This window comes from Enterococcus sp. DIV0240d (assembly GCF_051711245.1).
Taxonomy (GTDB): domain Bacteria; phylum Bacillota; class Bacilli; order Lactobacillales; family Enterococcaceae; genus Enterococcus_D; species Enterococcus_D casseliflavus.
Window position 1 is genome coordinate 1,957,620 of sequence record NZ_JBIOMG010000001.1, and the last position, 15,376, is coordinate 1,972,995.

Below are 15,376 nucleotides of genomic sequence, written 5' to 3' on the forward strand. Positions count from 1 at the left end.
CGTTACCTTCCTTTCTTATAATAGGTAGTCTTTGATTTTTTCAGTCGGGATCGTCACGATTTTCGCCTGTCCGATCGCTTCTAATAGAATAATCTTCAATTGTTGCCCGCGGGCTTTTTTATCATGAGTAATTGCTTGGTATAATTGCTCTTTATCTATTTCACTTGGTGTGATCGGCAAATGAAACTTCTCAACCATTTCTGTAAGCTGCTGGGTCGTACCTTTTGGTGTTAATCCGATGGCTTCTGCATGACGGGTGATCATGATCATCCCCATTGCAACCCCTTCGCCATGACTGGTGTCAAACGCGGCTGTTCTTTCTAAGCCATGCCCGATCGTATGACCGAAGTTCAGTGTCAGACGACTGCCATGATCAAAAGGATCTTCTTCTACTACTTTTTGTTTTACCTTTAAAGAAGCAGTGATTACTTTCTCAGCATGTGCCAAAAGATCGACTTCATCTTTCAAACCTGCTAACGTTTGCCAAAGCTCAGGATCTGCAATAGCGGCTGACTTGATGATTTCAGCAATGCCTTCTTGGACGCGTTTGAGGGGCAAACTTGTAAGTAAATCTGGATCGATCATCACACCGGCTGGTTGTGCAAATGTCCCGACGAGATTCTTGGCACTGCCAGTATTTACAGCTGTTTTTCCGCCGATACTTGAATCGACCTGTGCCAATAACGTCGTTGGAATCTGCAAGAAATCAATGCCGCGCATATAAGTAGAAGCAACAAATCCTCCAAGATCACCAATCACACCGCCACCAAGGGCAATGATCCCATCGCTTCTGGTCATTCCGAGTTGGGCAAGACCATCATATAAATTAGCTGCTTGCTCTAGTGATTTGCTTTTTTCGCCAGCTGGTACGACTAACAGTGTTGCCTCAAACCCTGCAGCGGTTAAGGAATCGACGATTTGTCCGCCATACAGGGGTGCGACGTTGCTGTCTGTAATGACGGCAATACGCTGTTTGTCCCACAACTGTTGCACCCAGGTTCCGACGTTTTGAAACGCCCCTCGTTTGATGAGGATATCATAGGAATGTTCTTCTAAATGAATGTGTAACATTGATTTTTGCACCTCTTTTATTGGTTGTCTTGACGCTTAGTCTTGCAACGCTTTGATTTCTTTCATCGCTTTTTCCATGATATGGACTTCTTTCATCATGTTCATGTACGTTTTTTCGTTAAGTGATTGAGGGCCATCAGACCAAGCATTGGCTGGATCTGGATGGATCTCAACGATCATCCCATCGGCGCCAGCAGCAACACCCGCTCTTGCCATTGGTGGTACGAGATCCCAGATACCTGTTCCATGACTAGGATCGACGATGATTGGGAAGTGGCTCAGTTTTTTGATGATTGGTACCGCACTTAGATCAAAGGTATTACGGGTTGCTGTTTCGTAAGTTCGGATCCCGCGTTCAATGAAAATCACTTCACTTTTATCTTGAACGGCGATGTATTCCGCTGCATTCAACCATTCGTCGATCGTGCCTGAGATGCCTCGTTTAAGGCCAATTGGTTTCCCGGTTTTTCCAACGGCAGCTAGCAATTTGAAGTTTTGCATGTTCCGAGCACCAATCTGTAAAATATCACTGTATTCCGCCACCATATCGATATGTCCTTCGTCCATGACTTCTGTGATGACTTTCATTCCCGTTTCATCGGCTGCTTGGCGAATGTATTTTAGCCCTTCTTCTTCAAGCCCTTGGAATGCGTAAGGCGACGTGCGGGGTTTGAAGGCACCACCACGTAAGATTTGTGCACCACCAGCTTTAGCGATTCGGGCACATTCACGAATTTGGTCTAAGCCTTCAATCGAACATGGACCAGCCATCGTAACAAAGTTGCCGTCACCGATTTTCACACCATCTACATCAACAACCGTATCTTGCGGATGGAACTCACGAGAGGTCAATTTGTAAGTATTTGAGATCCGAATGGCATCTTCGACACCTTCGTAGCTGCGAAAAGCAACATCTTGGATGCGGCGGGTATCCCCTTTTAAGCCGATAACTACCTGTTCTTTTCCTTGGTTGACTTGAACATCTAAGCCTTCTTTTTTGATTCTAGTTACAACAACTTCAACTTGTTCTGGCGTAGCGCCTGGTTTCATAATTACGATCATTTTTTCTTCCTACTTTCGTTTTTTTCTGTTTTTTATTTTTTACATGGATTCGATGAGTGCTTTGACTTTTTCAACAGGCATCGCTTTGCCAGTCCAAAGTTCAAATGCGGCTGCACCTTGATAGAGTAGCATGCTTAAGCCGTTTGCAGTTTTGGCGCCGACTGCTTTCGCATCTTTCAAAAGCTGCGTTTCTCTTGGATTATAGATGACATCATAGACAGCTAATGATTCCCGTAGGAGTGTTTTATCTTTCAGAGGACTTACGGTATCATTTGGTTTCATTCCCACGCCCGTGGCATTTACCAATAAGCTGCTTTGATCGATGGCTGTTTTTAAAGCCATCTGATCTTCTAAGTCGGTTAAGGTAATTTCACAAGCTGTTTTTTGTGCAATCTGTGTTAATTTTTCTTGGATGATTGGATAAAACTCATCCTTGCGGTTAAAGACATGGATCGTTTTGACGCCGTCTAGTGCGGCTTGGCTAATGATCGCTGTCGCCGCTCCGCCAGCTCCAATCACCGTCATGGTGTCGCCAATGATGGATACTTGAATGTCATCAAGAGCTCGCATAAAGCCGATGCCGTCTGTATTGTGCCCAATCAAGCGACCTTCTTGATTGACGATCGTATTGATTGCGCCGATCAACTCGGCTGCGGGTGAACATTCATCCATCAGCGCTACAGCCGCCATTTTATGAGGCATCGATAAATTGACACCTAAGAGGTCCAACTGACGGATGCTTTGGATACTAGCGGCTAAATTGTCCGGCTCAACATCAAAGGCCAGATACACGGCGTCGATCCCTTGTTCTTCAAAAGAAAGATTGTGCATCGCTGGAGAGATGCTGTGTTTGGCTGGTTTAGCAAATAGTGCCGCCAACCGTGTGTAACCGGTTATCATTTGTTTCATCTGGTTCATTCCTTTCAACAAAAAAAGATGTCCACCGTAAATTTAAGAATCTACAGTGAACACCTTCAAACATTACATAACGACAGAGCCGAAATGTGAATATAAAAAATAGCCACTATAGATTTTACGATCTACGTGGCTGCGAATTCATTACGAAATGCTCTAGCCATCATAGATACAAACTTAGCGTTTGTACCCATGCCTTCATGAATACAAACCTATCTAAAATAGCTAAAGTAATATTTATTCAGTTGTGTGGGGTTCGTTAGCAATAATTTTTGCATAGTCATTCGCTCCAAACTGATGTAAGATTGACCTAAGTATAGGTTTAACTTTGAAAGATGTCAATGATTTTTTCTTATTTTTTTCATTTATTTGATTGTTTTTTTTGAAAACACTGTTCTATCAAGGGTTTATAAGTCATCCTCAAAGAACAGTAATAGTTCTGGTAAGCTTAATTGCGCTTTTTCCTCTGCTGAAAGATCTTTGACGATCTCTCCTTTTCTGAGCAGGATCAAGCGGTCCCCGTATTTTAATGCATCTTCCATCCGATGGGTGATCATTAGACAGGTCAGGTTTTGTTCTTCCACGCGTTTTGCAGTGATTTGCATCAGCTGTTTGGAGGTCTTTGGATCTAACGCAGCCGTATGTTCATCTAGCAACAACAGTTTTGGTGTGTGAATCGTTGCCATCAATAAACTTAGTGCCTGTCGTTGACCACCAGATAAACTGCCCGTTGGCGTATCCAAATGATTTTCCAACCCGTTGCCGATTTCTTTACAAAGCGCAAAGAACATTTCCCTTTGTCCTTGGAGTTGTCGAAGACCAAGTGACCGTTTTTGCCCTCTTTTTTGTGCTAACAGCAGATTTTCTGCCACTGTCATACGGGGAGCAGTGCCCATTTTCGGATCTTGGAAAACCCGCGCCAAAAAGCGTGCGCGTTTTTCTTCCGAAAGTGTAGTCACATTTTGATCATCGATCATCACTTGCCCACTCGTCAAGGGCATGGTGCCTGAGATGCAGTTGAATAACGTGCTTTTGCCGGCGCCGTTTCCTCCAACGACCGTGACAAATTCTCCTGGCTTTAAAGAAAGATCGATTTTATTCAAGAGTACTTTTTTCTCATTTGGTCCGTTGCCGACAACTTTAAAGGCTTTTTTTAAGGCTAACATTATTCGTCCTCCGTTTCAAAACCAGTGCGTAGATGCAAGGCTTGTTTAAATTGAGGGATCAACAAGCAGATCGTCAAGACGATTGCAGAGAAGATCTTCAAGTAGGTCGTATCAAATCCAGCTTTGATCACAAATAGGATCAATAATTGGTAAATAATGCTGCCGATCACAATAGCGATCAAACGTTCCAGCAAGGTCAGTTCCCCGTATAACACTTCACCAATGATGATTGACGCCAGTCCGATAACGATCACACCGATACCTTTGCTTATGTCGGCATAGCCGTCATTTTGCGCAATCAATGCGCCTGAGAGTGCGATCACGCCATTGGAGACGATCAATCCAATGATTTTCATTCGATCGGTATTGATCCCCATCGATTTTGCCATATGCTCATTATCACCTGTAGCGATGTAAGCTTGACCCAAATTTGTATGGAAAAAGTAAACCAAGACGCCCCCGATCAACAAGACCATGATCAATCCAATGATCACCGTATCATAATAATTCGGTAAATTCATTCTAGTAAAAAAATCTTGAATTTTCGGTTGGTTTAATAAAGAGAGGTTGGGTGAGCGCATCACAAACAGCATGACCGAGTTCAATGAAGACATCACCAAGATTCCAGCTAAAATCACGGGAATTTTGCCTTTTGTATAAAGAAGTCCTGTCACACAGCCCGCACACATCCCAGCCAATACTCCTAAACAAGTCGCTAAGACGGGCGACACCCCATGGGTGATCGCTGTCACACAGACAGCACCGCCTAACGGAAAGGACCCTTCCGTCGTCATATCCGGGAAATTTAAAATTCGATAGGTCATAAAAATCCCTAATCCCAGGATTCCCCAAAGTAGTCCTTGCCCTATTGCTGAAACAATCATCATTCTTCCTCCATATTCTTACAAGTTTTCTCTTTCAAGACCCTCTCGATGATCGCAGGTGGTCGCTGTTCTTGGTTATTACTCGTCACTTGCTTCGCTTTCTGGCGTCGTTGTAATCAGTTTCGCCTCGTCTTTGAGGTTTTCTGGGATAGTGATGCCCAATAACTGCGCCTGAGTTTCATTGATGATCGTTTCGCCATCGCTGAATGTATAGATCGGTGTTGTCGCAGGTTCTGCTGTCCCATCAAGAATTGCTGCCACCATCTTCCCAGTTTCCACGCCTATCGTAAATTGATCTTGTCCGACCGTTGCCAAACCGCCTTGTTCCACCATCGTGTCTACGGAAGTAATGATTGGTGTTTTTGATTTATTGGCTTCTTGAACTACGGTCTGCATAGCATTTGCGATCGTATTGTCTAACGGAATATAGATAAAATCGACTTCCCGTACCATCACTTGCACCATTTGCGCAATTTCATTACTTGAAGGAACGGCATACGATTTGCTGGTCAAGCCATTTTCTTCGGCAGCAGCTTCTGCTTCTGCCACTTGGTATTTCGAATTGTCTTCGGTCGAAGAATACAAAATACCGACTGTTTTTGCCTCTGGCAGCAAATCTTTTGCTAGTTTGATTTGTGCAGCAACTGGTGCATTATCGGAAACACCAGTGATATTGCCGCCGGGTTGATCCATATCTGCCACCAGATTTGCCCCAACTGGATCAGTGACCGCTCCTAAAACGATCGGTACATCCTGAGTGACATTCGCCAACGCTTGTGCTGCGGGTGTTGCTACCCCAACCAAAACGTCGGCATCTTTATTTAGCAGCTGCTGACTCATCGTTGCCAATTTGCTTTGATCCGCTTGACCGTTCTGGAATTCGATCGTCAAGTTGTCCCCTTCGGTATAGCCTGATTCTTTAAGGCCTTCTTTGATCCCCTCGGTGATCGCATCCAGTGCTTCATGACTGACAAATTGTAGGATCCCGACTGTTTTTTCAGCTTTTTCTACTGGTTCCGAAGTCTCACTAGCTTGATTGGTCCCACTTCTCATTCCTAACTGATAGACAAATGTCGCTCCTAAAAATAATAAAATAACGGCAACCGATGCAATTAATCCCTTGTTTTTCATTTTTCATTCTCCTTTTTCTGCTTACGTTTTTCGTGTTTTTCATTTTATGATTTTTGAGAACAAAAAAAGCAACTGCCTATGTGACGGCAATTGCAAGTAAGCAAAAGCCGCATAGAAGCTTGTCCTATGCGGCGATAAATTCAACTACCAGCATAGATACAGCACTTTAGAAGGTTCTCTAAAAAGTTGTATCTATGGAATGAGGTCCCATCAATACAACTATCTACGCCAGTTTTGCCATGATTTCACTTGCAATGGAATAAATAGTTTCATGATTGTTCCTCCTTCTCAACTTGTTTTCTTTCTTGATTGAATTCAGTTTAGCTTATTGATAAAAAAACGTCAACAATTTTCTGTCAAATTGTCAGATTTTTTTATCGATCATTGGCAGAAGAACGAATCGTCCACATCGGTAAACGATTCAATTCTGGGATGAATTCCGTCGTTGGCTGCTCAAATGAATCAAAGGTAAAGCGATTTTTCTCAACCCCTTCTTCATAAAAAACAAACGTCACTTTATCAGGATCAACGCTGTATTCATTGGAGAAAAAAGCCGCATCATAGACGATTGGATAATAAAAAAATGTCCGATTCAGCTCATCTTCTTGCGCTTGGATCAGATCAAATACTTGATCGAGTTGAGGTCCGTTGGGCTTACTAAACATCACCGAGATCGCTCGTGTTTCACGAATCGTCTTGTCTGCAGTCAGATAAGGCAATGGCTGTACTTTTTCTGACGGCAGCTTGTCAAAAGCGATCCGATCCACTAAAGAAGCATTGATACGATTTTGAGAAAAGACGATCAAACCTGCGAAGACCAGTGCGAAAAGAATTCCCCCGATCAGCGTGAAAATCGTTTTTTTCTGATCTCGATAAAGATCATCTAAAAAAGCTTGCCAGCTTTCAACTATTTTTTCTTTCGTGTAATGAACAAAGTTCCTAACTTGTTCCATAATTTGCCCACCTTTTTTAAAAATCCTACTATTAATTCATACTATCAATTCCCTCCTAGAACGTCAAGAAACTTCACATTTCTTCGATAATTCGGTAAGATAAAAGAAAACGGTAAAGGAGTCATTATGCATAATCTAGCTGATTCATTGATGACTGGAGCCAATCCAATCTTCGATTTCATCGTTGTCTGTTTGAACTTTCTCTCCATTTTTGTCATCGTTTGGGGTGTATTGATCGCAGGCATTGATTTTGTGCGCTACGAATTAACAGAAAAGGATCGATTGGTGGCAGCCAGAGAGAATAATTTTATCCGCAATTATTTAGGGAGCTATGTCTTATTAGGTCTGGAGATCTTGATTGCAGCAGATATTATTGAGACGATCATCCACCCTACTTTCGAAGACATCGTACGTCTAGCTGCCGTCGTTATTATTCGGACAGTCATCTCTTATTTCTTGAATAAGGAAATCGAGCGTGCACTGCAAACCACCGATCACCAACCTACCAAGAAAAAGGAAAGCTAGCTGCCATGGCTTTTCTTTGGATTCTTCGGTATAATAGATAGGAATATTTGACATTGGAAGGATCAATCCCTCAGTCAAACTATCCTTAAAAGAAAAGAGGGAAACAATATGTCTTTTGATGGTGTCTTTACCCATTTAATGGTCCAAGAATTACAAAATCAATTAACCAGTGGACGTGTAAACAAAATTCATCAACCTTATGAAAATGAGGTCGTATTTGTGATTCGTTCCCAAGGGAAAAATCACAAACTTTTGCTATCCGCACACCCCACCTATGCTCGTGTACAATGCACAACGATCGCCTATAGCAATCCAGAAACCCCACCGAATTTCTTGATGATGCTACGGAAATATTTAGAAGGGGCGATCTTAGAATCAATCGAACAAATCGACAATGACCGTGTGATCCATTTTCATTTCACGCGACGAGATGAATTAGGTGATTTGCAAGCCCTCGTCTTGATCGTCGAACTAATGGGCCGTCACAGTACGATTTTATTAATGAATAAGACGAGCGGAAAAATCGTCGATACGATCAAACACATTGGTCATTCACAAAATACGTATCGTACCTTATTGCCAGGTGCTGTCTATGTTGCACCACCAAAGCAATCGACGCTTAATCCTTTCACAGCCTCTCGCACCAAAATTTTTGAAGAATTATCTACTCTTGATCCATTGACGGCAAAAGAACTTCAACAACGATTCCAAGGCTTAGGCCGCGATACAGCAGAAGAATTGATCGCTCGAATCAATGCCAATCCCAATGAAAAACTGCGTCAGTGGGAAGCTTTCTTTACAGAGCTTACCCAGGAGCTAGTACCAAGTTATCTCCAGTCAGAGAAAAAGGAATATTTTACACCAATTCCCTATCCATCATTGATCGATGCGACCACCACTGTCACCCATTATCAGAGTCTGAGTGAGCTTTTAGATGCGTTTTATCACGACAAGGCGGAAAGAGATCGGGTCAAACAACAAGGTGGCGAATTACTGAAAAAAATTGAGAATGAACTGAAACGGAACCAGTTGAAGTTAAAGAAACGCCAACAAACGTTGATCGATTCAGAAAACGCCGAAGAATTCCGTCAAAAAGGTGAGCTTTTGACGACCTTTATGAATCAAGTCCCCCGTGGTGCTGCTTCAGTTGATTTGGAAAATTATTATGATGAGAATTGGCTTTTGACGATCAAACTCGATCCTGCTCTTTCTCCCAATCAAAATGCTCAGAAATATTTTCAACGTTACCAGAAATTAAAAAATGCAGTCAAACTGATCCATCAGCAGATTGCCGAAACGAAAGAAGAAATCGCGTATCTCGAATCCGTGTTAGCCCAATTAGAAATCGCCTCTCCCATGGATCTGGCGGTTATTCGGGAAGAACTGATCGCACAAGGCTATGTCAAAAATCGGGCGAAACAGCGTAAAAAAGCTGCTCCTTCGCAACCAGAACGATTTCTTTCTTCAGACGGAACTGAAATTCTCGTCGGAAAAAACAATTTACAAAATGACCAACTGACCTTAAAAACAGCTCGTAAGAGTGATATCTGGCTGCATACCAAAAATATTCCTGGCTCTCATGTCATCATTCGTTCGGATGATCCTAGTGAGACAACCTTAATGGAAGCTGCAGAGCTTGCCGCATATTTCTCGAAATATCGTCAATCTGCCCAAGTACCAGTGGACTACGTGCAAGTCAAACATATTCGGAAACCGAATGGTGCCAAGCCTGGATTCGTCATTTATGAGAATCAAAAAACACTTTTTGTGACACCTGATGAGGGAATTTTGAGATTAAAACAGTCCTAGCTGTTTCTAAGTTTATTCGGATCAAAAATCATAAAGTAATCAATCAAAAAACCGATCACAAGCGCGTGCCTCTTCGCAGCGCTTGTGATCGGTTTTTATGCTTTTTCGTTCTATCTAATGCTCTTTCAGCAACAATTTTGCTTAGCTTGTATCACAAAAGGCAAGCCTTATCAGAATTCAGCCATCAACATATCTGCTAGATCCGCTAGAATGGCAATTGAACATCACCTGCGGCTAATAGGCTCTGCTGGCTAATAAATCCCGCCATCCTCCATAGTGACTTTCTTCTCAAAATCAAAATGATACAGCTTTTCCCAGTGATTGATATTCAACGTTCCTTTGGTCAAACGGATCGCTAGAAAACAACAGCCTTTATCATCCTCATTGTTAACTTCGTCGTACCAGACAAAGGCTTTGCGAATTTTGCTTCTTAATTCTGCATTTTTAGGGTCTAGCACCCACCCTAAATTCTCTCCTTGACCGATCGCAGTAAACCATTCACCACTGACAGCAATCGCAACTGCTGAATTCTTGCTGATTTGCTTCATTTTGTTTGATTGCTCATGAGTTGTCACGTAAAAAACGCCGTCTTCATAAAAAGCATCTACTTCTCGGACGACTGGCTGTGTTTCTCCCTTGTCATTCTCGTTACAAGCAGTCGTGGCAAGGGCGATCACATTGTCTTTAAAATGTCCGAATTTTTCTTCAAGTAGTTTTACTCCTTCTTCAAACTGAGTCATTGTACTGTTCCTCCTTACATCTCACTTCTTTTTTTAAAAGGAATCCATAATTCAACATGAACGACATGATTTTCTCTTTCTTGATAAAGCTCAGGGAAAAAATCCTCAGCAATCCACCCATTCTTCTTTAACCAGAAACGGGTATAGCGCATCGCCTTCCCCATATTGATGATCAGTTGCTCTGAAATCGTATCAAAACTGCAAACAACGTAATCCCGAGCCGGTAGCGTCCATTCACTGAAGGTCGATCCCTGTGAGTCATCACCTACTTGGCCAACAAAGTAACTCGAATAGCCTTCTGGCGCATCTCCAGGTAACGAAACACCGATCTGGTAGTTGGCTTTTCCCGGTTGATTAGCAATCTTTTGAAGAAATTCATGCCAAATTTCTTCAATCGGGTCGATCCCTGTTCGTTGCCCTAGCATTTTCCCATAGTTGAATGGGTAGTAACCGACGATCCCATAGAAGACCAGTGGATGCAGATTGCTTTTTTTCTGGATTTCTAAAACAACCCCTTCACTGATCAATGGGATACCCTCTTCCGTCACAATATAGCCTAATGAAAGATCTGGCTTATCAAAGTTTTGTAAGCCAATGGGCTTTTTCTGATAAAGCGAGGGTGAAATTCTATAGACCGTTTTAAACGTTCTTGAAAAAACGGCATGACTGCTAAAGCCGACTTCAAAAGCGACATCAATGACTCGCTTCTTTTGGTTTTTCAATAAAAGCGCACCTCTTGCCAAACGACGCAGTTTTATATATTCCCTAACAGAAAGTTTAACCAAACGAGTGAATAAGCGCTGATAATAAAAAACGGACAATGATGCAACTTGCGCCAACGTTTCGATCTCTAATGGCTCGGTAAGATTGTCTTCAATATAATCGATTGATTTTTGGATTGCCTCCCATGCATGCATATGAATTTCCTTTCTTTTACTATAAAATAATTCGCTAAAAAAGCTTTACCGTGTCTGCTCTTTTTCAATTGATTCAATTGTGTTTTATTTCACAATAAACCAAATACTTAAAACCTGCTTATTGATTAGTTTAGCATAGTCTTTGTGCTCGATGCCTATGAAAATAAAAAAAGACGAGGATTTTCGTCTTTTTTTCCGTTCGTTTTTAAACTATTGTATTGCTAGAAGGTTCCCACTACGTCGGGTTTTATAGGATAATCAGAAGAGAAGTCCGAAAAAAATACGTAAAAGGAACCATTTTTATAAATCAATAGAAATAAATAGGCCGATCTTTGCGGTCTTGCAATGGGCGATTATTATTTTCTAATACTTCTTCGCGGAATTCTAAAATGAAGCGACGGCTCATCTCCCCAATCCAGTCAAAGACAAACCAGTTGATTGGCCCTTTCGTTGGTGGGGTCGTCAAGGAACCAACATAATGAAAATGGTGGGTGCGTTCTGGCAAGAACATGCTCGGATCAAACCATTGGGTGTGGTTCTCAAAGTCCCAGATGCTGTCGTCTTGCTGATTGCAGATCCAGTTGAGTTTATCCGTCAGTTTGAATAAGATACCCACCACCAAGTTTTCTCCGTCATCATTCATATGAACGAGGTGAAACTCTAACTCTTGCTGCTCGTCATCGATAATATGTTCAGACGGCATGTGAAAATGAATATCCGTCAAATAGTAGTTGATCCCTTTAAATGTGACATAGCTTTCTTTGTTATAAGGAACGAAGTGAATCGTATTTTTGAATTCTTTTTCCGTGAACCGCTCTCGTTTATAGTGAAAAGCCAAGTCCTGATCGATGGGTTCTTCGGTCTCATCGTGGACTAAAGCGATTGGGGATTGGTAAGGAAATTCGGCACCTTGTGCATACCAGTCGCACAAAGTGTGCCAATGTTCAGGTCCATTGTCTCCGGAATAACTCCAGGGAACGTCCATATTTCTTTTCAAAAAAAACAGCCTCCTAATTCAAGTTGACAGCAAGGTATAGCCCTTCCTATCAAAAAACTTTCTCCCAATGCTATCAGAAAATAGGTAAAAATAAAACGAATATGCTTGGTCATTCCCTCACATATCCGTTTCTTATTTCAATTCCTTATTCACTCAACCAAGCAGCAGGATCTTTACGCCACTCTTGTAACAGGGCAACATCAGATTCTTGAATAGCACCCGTTTCTAAAGCCGACTCGATCAACGCTGTATAGTTTGTCAAAGTTACATAGGGTAAACCTGCTTGATCAAAATTTTCTTGGACTTGAGGCAGCTCGTAAGTAAAGATCGCAGCGACGCCTAATACGTCGGCTCCTTCTCTTTTGGCTGCTTCACAAGCTTCTAAGGCACTGCCACCTGTTGACAATAAATCTTCAATGACGACCATTTTTTGATTTGGTTGAATACGCCCTTCAATTTGATTGCCTTTACCGTGTTCTTTTGCTTTGCTGCGAATATAAACCATTGGCAAATCTAACAATTCAGCGACCCATGCAGCATGGGGAATCCCAGCTGTTGCGGTCCCTGCAATCACTTCTGCTTCTGGGTAAGTCGTTTTGATGACTGCAGCTAAGCCTTTCGCAATGGCGCGACGTACATGTGGATAACTCATAGTAATTCGATTGTCGCAGTAAATAGGGCTTTTGATGCCGCTTGCCCAAGTAAATGGTTCATTCGGTCGTAAGAAAATCGCCTCGATGTCTAAAAGATCTTTGGCGATTTGATTGGATTGTTCTTTCATTGGCTAGCTTCCTTCCATTCTTGTTTTATTTGCAGATAACTTTCATACGGTGCCTTAGATTGGGTGATTGGACGTCCCACAACGATCATGGTAGCCCCTGCTTTACGAGCTTGTGCAGGTGTCATGACCCGTTTTTGATCACCAAATTCACTGCCAGCTGGTCGGATACCAGGCGTCAAGCGTATGAAGGCATCCGTTGTCCTTTGTTTGATCTGCTTTGCTTCGTGAGCGGAGCAAACAACACCGTCTAACCCAGCTTTTTGGGCACAAGTGGCGTAATGCATGACACTTTCTTGCAGTGACGTCATGATCTGCTGATCATGATGCATTTGTGCCTCACTAGTGGAGGTCAATTGGGTAACTGCAATCAAATCAGGAACTTTGTGCCCTGCGGGGGTTCCTTGCTGCAGGCCTTTTTTAGCAGCAGTCATCATTTCGATCCCGCCGGCCGCATGAACATTCGTCAAAGCAACACCTAAAGAAGCTAAGCGTTCCATTGCTCGTCCTACTGTATTGGGAATATCATGTAGTTTTAAATCTAAAAAAATATCATGACCACAGTCTTTTAACCAAGTAACGATCGCTGGTCCTTCTTGGTAGAAAATCTCCATTCCCACTTTCACAAACAACTTTTCCTCTATAGGAAATTGCGCTAAAAAAGTTTCAATAGCCTGTTTGTTAGGAAAATCTAAGGCAATAATTGGCCGTTCACTCATCACATGTGCTCCTCTCTCACTTCTTTTATCAGCTGTTCCAAAGAAGGGATTCCTAATTCTGCCATTCGTATAGGCAATTCTTCAATCAACTTTGGGCAAATGTAAGGATCGGTAAAGTTTGCGGTTCCGACTGCAACAGCACTAGCACCTGCCAGATACATTTCAAGGACATCATCCACTGACATCACGCCCCCCATGCCAATAATTGGTAATTGAGAAACTTGCGCCACTTGTTTGATCAGGCGAATCGCCACTGGTTTGATTGACGGACCAGACAAGCCCCCTGTTTGGTTAGCTAAAATTGGTTTCCGTGTTTTTAGATCGATCCGCATGCCTAAAAGTGTATTGATCATCGTAAACCCGTCGGCGCCGCCTGCTTCGATCGCTTGTGCAATTGGGACGATATCCGTCACATTCGGCGAAAGTTTGACATAGATCGGCACTTGCGAGACTTTTTTGACCGCTTCAGTCAATGCACCAGCAACCGCAGGATCGGTTCCGAACGTGATGCCGCCATGCTTGACGTTCGGGCAAGAGATATTCAATTCGATCGCTTTGACATTTTCTGCCTGACTGATTTCCTGACACACAAGAACATAATCTTCGACGGTCGAACCGGCAACATTCGCGATGATTGGCAAATCGGGGTGTTTTTGAGCTAAGTCGGGTAAAATTTGATTCATGACCGCTTCTAACCCAGGATTTTGCAACCCGATGGCATTTAACATACCGCTAGGCGTTTCTGCTACCCTTGGGGTCGGATTGCCAAAACGTGGTTCAGGTGTGGTCGCTTTGATCATCACCGCACCTAATTGACTGATGTCATAATATTTATCATATTCTGCACCAAACCCAAAACAGCCGCTGGCAGGCATGATCGGATTTTTTAGACTCAATCCGGGTAGCTCGACATTGATCGACATTAAATGACCACCTTTCTCGCCTGAAATACAGGCCCTTCGTCACAAACTTTGACACTTTTTGTGCCTTGTTCATCATCTTTCGTATGGCAAACACAGGCATAACAGGCACCCATCCCGCAAGCCATTCGCGCCTCCATGGATAATTGAACATCTGGAAGGTCTTCGAAAAGCTGGGCGGTGGTTTTTAAAAGACCGTTATTTCCGCAAGCAAAGACCGCCGCAGGTGTTTGCTCTGCAGCTAATAACAGGTTGCCAACATTTCCTTGTAAACCCGCGCTGCCATCATCGGTAGCGATCCTCGTATCTCCCAGTGTGCGAAATTCCTCTTCATAATACATAACGTCTTTGCTGGCAAAGCCCAAAAAGTGAATGACGTGGACGCCTTGTTGCGTCAGGCGTTTCGATAATTCATAGAGCGGCGGCACACCGATACCGCCCCCTACGATAAATGCAGTGTCCCCTTGGTTTAAATGATGATAGCGAAACCCATTTCCTAACGGCCCCATCACATCGATTGGATCACCAACAGTCATTTCTGAAAAAATTCTTGTGCCATCTCCTTCAACCCGATAAATGATTCGGCATTCTTTTTTCTCAGCATCGATATGATTGATACTGATCGGTCGGCGAAGAAGAAAGGCATTTTGAGGAACCCGCAGGTGTAGAAATTGCCCTGGGGTCCTCATCTCATTGACTAATTCACCCGTCAATGTCATTTCAAAAATCCGCGGTGCCAGTTGACGCTGTTTGCTGATGGTCATGATTTCTTGCTTCATCAAAAAACTC

General features: G+C 42.8%; 16 protein-coding genes. 2 read left to right on the forward strand and 14 right to left on the reverse strand.

The annotated features are described in order from the left end of the window. Positions 1-15: 15 nt before the first annotated feature. From aroB to IGJ25_RS09215, 7 genes are all read right to left on the reverse strand, one after another. Positions 16-1,071 carry a 3-dehydroquinate synthase gene (gene aroB / locus IGJ25_RS09185; protein ID WP_142974258.1) on the reverse strand — a complete coding sequence of 352 codons (1,056 nt, stop codon included), beginning with the start codon at positions 1,069-1,071 and terminating at the stop codon, positions 16-18. Positions 1,072-1,107: 36 nt separating this feature from the next. Further along, complete coding sequence (gene aroF / locus IGJ25_RS09190; protein ID WP_005226100.1) at positions 1,108-2,133, reverse strand: 3-deoxy-7-phosphoheptulonate synthase; 1,026 nt, start codon at positions 2,131-2,133, stop codon at positions 1,108-1,110. Between the two features lie 39 nt (positions 2,134-2,172). Beyond that, entirely contained in the window at positions 2,173-3,042 is an 870-nt protein-coding gene (locus tag IGJ25_RS09195; RefSeq protein ID WP_225000854.1) for a shikimate dehydrogenase, read from the reverse strand. A gap of 413 nt (positions 3,043-3,455) precedes the next feature. Further along, positions 3,456-4,214, reverse strand: a complete 759-nt coding sequence (locus IGJ25_RS09200; RefSeq protein WP_225000855.1) for an ABC transporter ATP-binding protein — start codon at positions 4,212-4,214, stop codon at positions 3,456-3,458. Beyond that, positions 4,214-5,098: an ABC transporter permease gene (locus IGJ25_RS09205; RefSeq protein ID WP_010748362.1), complete on the reverse strand. Its 885-nt coding sequence runs from the start codon at positions 5,096-5,098 to the stop codon at positions 4,214-4,216. Before IGJ25_RS09205 ends, IGJ25_RS09200 begins: the two co-directional genes overlap by 1 nt. A gap of 78 nt (positions 5,099-5,176) precedes the next feature. Beyond that, positions 5,177-6,229 (reverse strand): tryptophan ABC transporter substrate-binding protein, encoded by a 1,053-nt coding sequence (gene trpX, locus IGJ25_RS09210; RefSeq protein WP_225000856.1) that lies wholly within the window; start codon positions 6,227-6,229, stop codon positions 5,177-5,179. Positions 6,230-6,603: 374 nt separating this feature from the next. After that, entirely contained in the window at positions 6,604-7,182 is a 579-nt protein-coding gene (locus IGJ25_RS09215) for a hypothetical protein (RefSeq protein ID WP_010748364.1), read from the reverse strand. A 126-nt stretch (positions 7,183-7,308) separates the two neighbouring features. Here IGJ25_RS09215 and IGJ25_RS09220 point away from each other — a divergent pair, with 126 nt between their 5' ends. Both IGJ25_RS09220 and efbA read left to right on the forward strand, forming a co-directional pair. Continuing rightward, entirely contained in the window at positions 7,309-7,707 is a 399-nt protein-coding gene (locus IGJ25_RS09220) for a DUF1622 domain-containing protein (protein ID WP_016609320.1), read from the forward strand. Positions 7,708-7,815: 108 nt separating this feature from the next. Then, positions 7,816-9,516, forward strand: coding sequence for a fibronectin-binding protein EfbA (gene efbA / locus IGJ25_RS09225; protein WP_225000857.1), 1,701 nt, complete (start codon positions 7,816-7,818; stop codon positions 9,514-9,516). Between the two features lie 251 nt (positions 9,517-9,767). Here the strand turns inward: efbA and IGJ25_RS09230 are convergent, their stop codons facing one another. The 7 genes from IGJ25_RS09230 to IGJ25_RS09260 form a co-directional block, all read right to left on the reverse strand. Beyond that, a complete protein-coding gene (locus IGJ25_RS09230; RefSeq protein WP_128431994.1) occupies positions 9,768-10,256 on the reverse strand; it encodes a pyridoxamine 5'-phosphate oxidase family protein in 489 nt (162 codons plus the stop codon). A 14-nt stretch (positions 10,257-10,270) separates the two neighbouring features. Continuing rightward, positions 10,271-11,173 (reverse strand): AraC family transcriptional regulator, encoded by a 903-nt coding sequence (locus IGJ25_RS09235; RefSeq protein ID WP_225000858.1) that lies wholly within the window; start codon positions 11,171-11,173, stop codon positions 10,271-10,273. 307 nt (positions 11,174-11,480) lie between these two features. After that, entirely contained in the window at positions 11,481-12,158 is a 678-nt protein-coding gene (locus IGJ25_RS09240) for a carbonic anhydrase family protein (protein ID WP_017144366.1), read from the reverse strand. 157 nt (positions 12,159-12,315) lie between these two features. Further along, positions 12,316-12,951 carry an orotate phosphoribosyltransferase gene (gene pyrE / locus IGJ25_RS09245; protein WP_438779255.1) on the reverse strand — a complete coding sequence of 212 codons (636 nt, stop codon included), beginning with the start codon at positions 12,949-12,951 and terminating at the stop codon, positions 12,316-12,318. Further along, a complete protein-coding gene (gene pyrF / locus IGJ25_RS09250) occupies positions 12,948-13,667 on the reverse strand; it encodes an orotidine-5'-phosphate decarboxylase (protein ID WP_225000859.1) in 720 nt (239 codons plus the stop codon). Before pyrF ends, pyrE begins: the two co-directional genes overlap by 4 nt. Further along, the gene (locus tag IGJ25_RS09255; RefSeq protein WP_005226113.1) at positions 13,667-14,590 is read right to left on the reverse strand and encodes a dihydroorotate dehydrogenase; all 924 of its coding nucleotides are present in this window, start codon (positions 14,588-14,590) and stop codon (positions 13,667-13,669) included. The genes pyrF and IGJ25_RS09255 overlap by 1 nt, the downstream gene beginning before the upstream one ends. After that, on the reverse strand, positions 14,590-15,366 hold the full coding sequence (locus IGJ25_RS09260) for a dihydroorotate dehydrogenase electron transfer subunit (protein WP_225000860.1): 777 nt from the start codon (positions 15,364-15,366) through the stop codon (positions 14,590-14,592). Before IGJ25_RS09260 ends, IGJ25_RS09255 begins: the two co-directional genes overlap by 1 nt. Positions 15,367-15,376: the final 10 nt, after the last annotated feature.

Coding starts and splice junctions, on each gene's coding strand:
- aroB (WP_142974258.1), bottom strand. CDS start 1,071: ATGTTACACATTCATTTAGAAGAACATTCCTATGATATCCTCATCAAA.
- aroF (WP_005226100.1), bottom strand. CDS start 2,133: ATGATCGTAATTATGAAACCAGGCGCTACGCCAGAACAAGTTGAAGTT.
- IGJ25_RS09195 (WP_225000854.1), bottom strand. CDS start 3,042: ATGAAACAAATGATAACCGGTTACACACGGTTGGCGGCACTATTTGCT.
- IGJ25_RS09200 (WP_225000855.1), bottom strand. CDS start 4,214: ATGTTAGCCTTAAAAAAAGCCTTTAAAGTTGTCGGCAACGGACCAAAT.
- IGJ25_RS09205 (WP_010748362.1), bottom strand. CDS start 5,098: ATGATTGTTTCAGCAATAGGGCAAGGACTACTTTGGGGAATCCTGGGA.
- trpX (WP_225000856.1), bottom strand. CDS start 6,229: ATGAAAAACAAGGGATTAATTGCATCGGTTGCCGTTATTTTATTATTT.
- IGJ25_RS09215 (WP_010748364.1), bottom strand. CDS start 7,182: ATGGAACAAGTTAGGAACTTTGTTCATTACACGAAAGAAAAAATAGTT.
- IGJ25_RS09220 (WP_016609320.1), top strand. CDS start 7,309: ATGCATAATCTAGCTGATTCATTGATGACTGGAGCCAATCCAATCTTC.
- efbA (WP_225000857.1), top strand. CDS start 7,816: ATGTCTTTTGATGGTGTCTTTACCCATTTAATGGTCCAAGAATTACAA.
- IGJ25_RS09230 (WP_128431994.1), bottom strand. CDS start 10,256: ATGACTCAGTTTGAAGAAGGAGTAAAACTACTTGAAGAAAAATTCGGA.
- IGJ25_RS09235 (WP_225000858.1), bottom strand. CDS start 11,173: ATGCATGCATGGGAGGCAATCCAAAAATCAATCGATTATATTGAAGAC.
- IGJ25_RS09240 (WP_017144366.1), bottom strand. CDS start 12,158: ATGGACGTTCCCTGGAGTTATTCCGGAGACAATGGACCTGAACATTGG.
- pyrE (WP_438779255.1), bottom strand. CDS start 12,951: ATGAAAGAACAATCCAATCAAATCGCCAAAGATCTTTTAGACATCGAG.
- pyrF (WP_225000859.1), bottom strand. CDS start 13,667: ATGAGTGAACGGCCAATTATTGCCTTAGATTTTCCTAACAAACAGGCT.
- IGJ25_RS09255 (WP_005226113.1), bottom strand. CDS start 14,590: ATGTCGATCAATGTCGAGCTACCCGGATTGAGTCTAAAAAATCCGATC.
- IGJ25_RS09260 (WP_225000860.1), bottom strand. CDS start 15,366: ATGAAGCAAGAAATCATGACCATCAGCAAACAGCGTCAACTGGCACCG.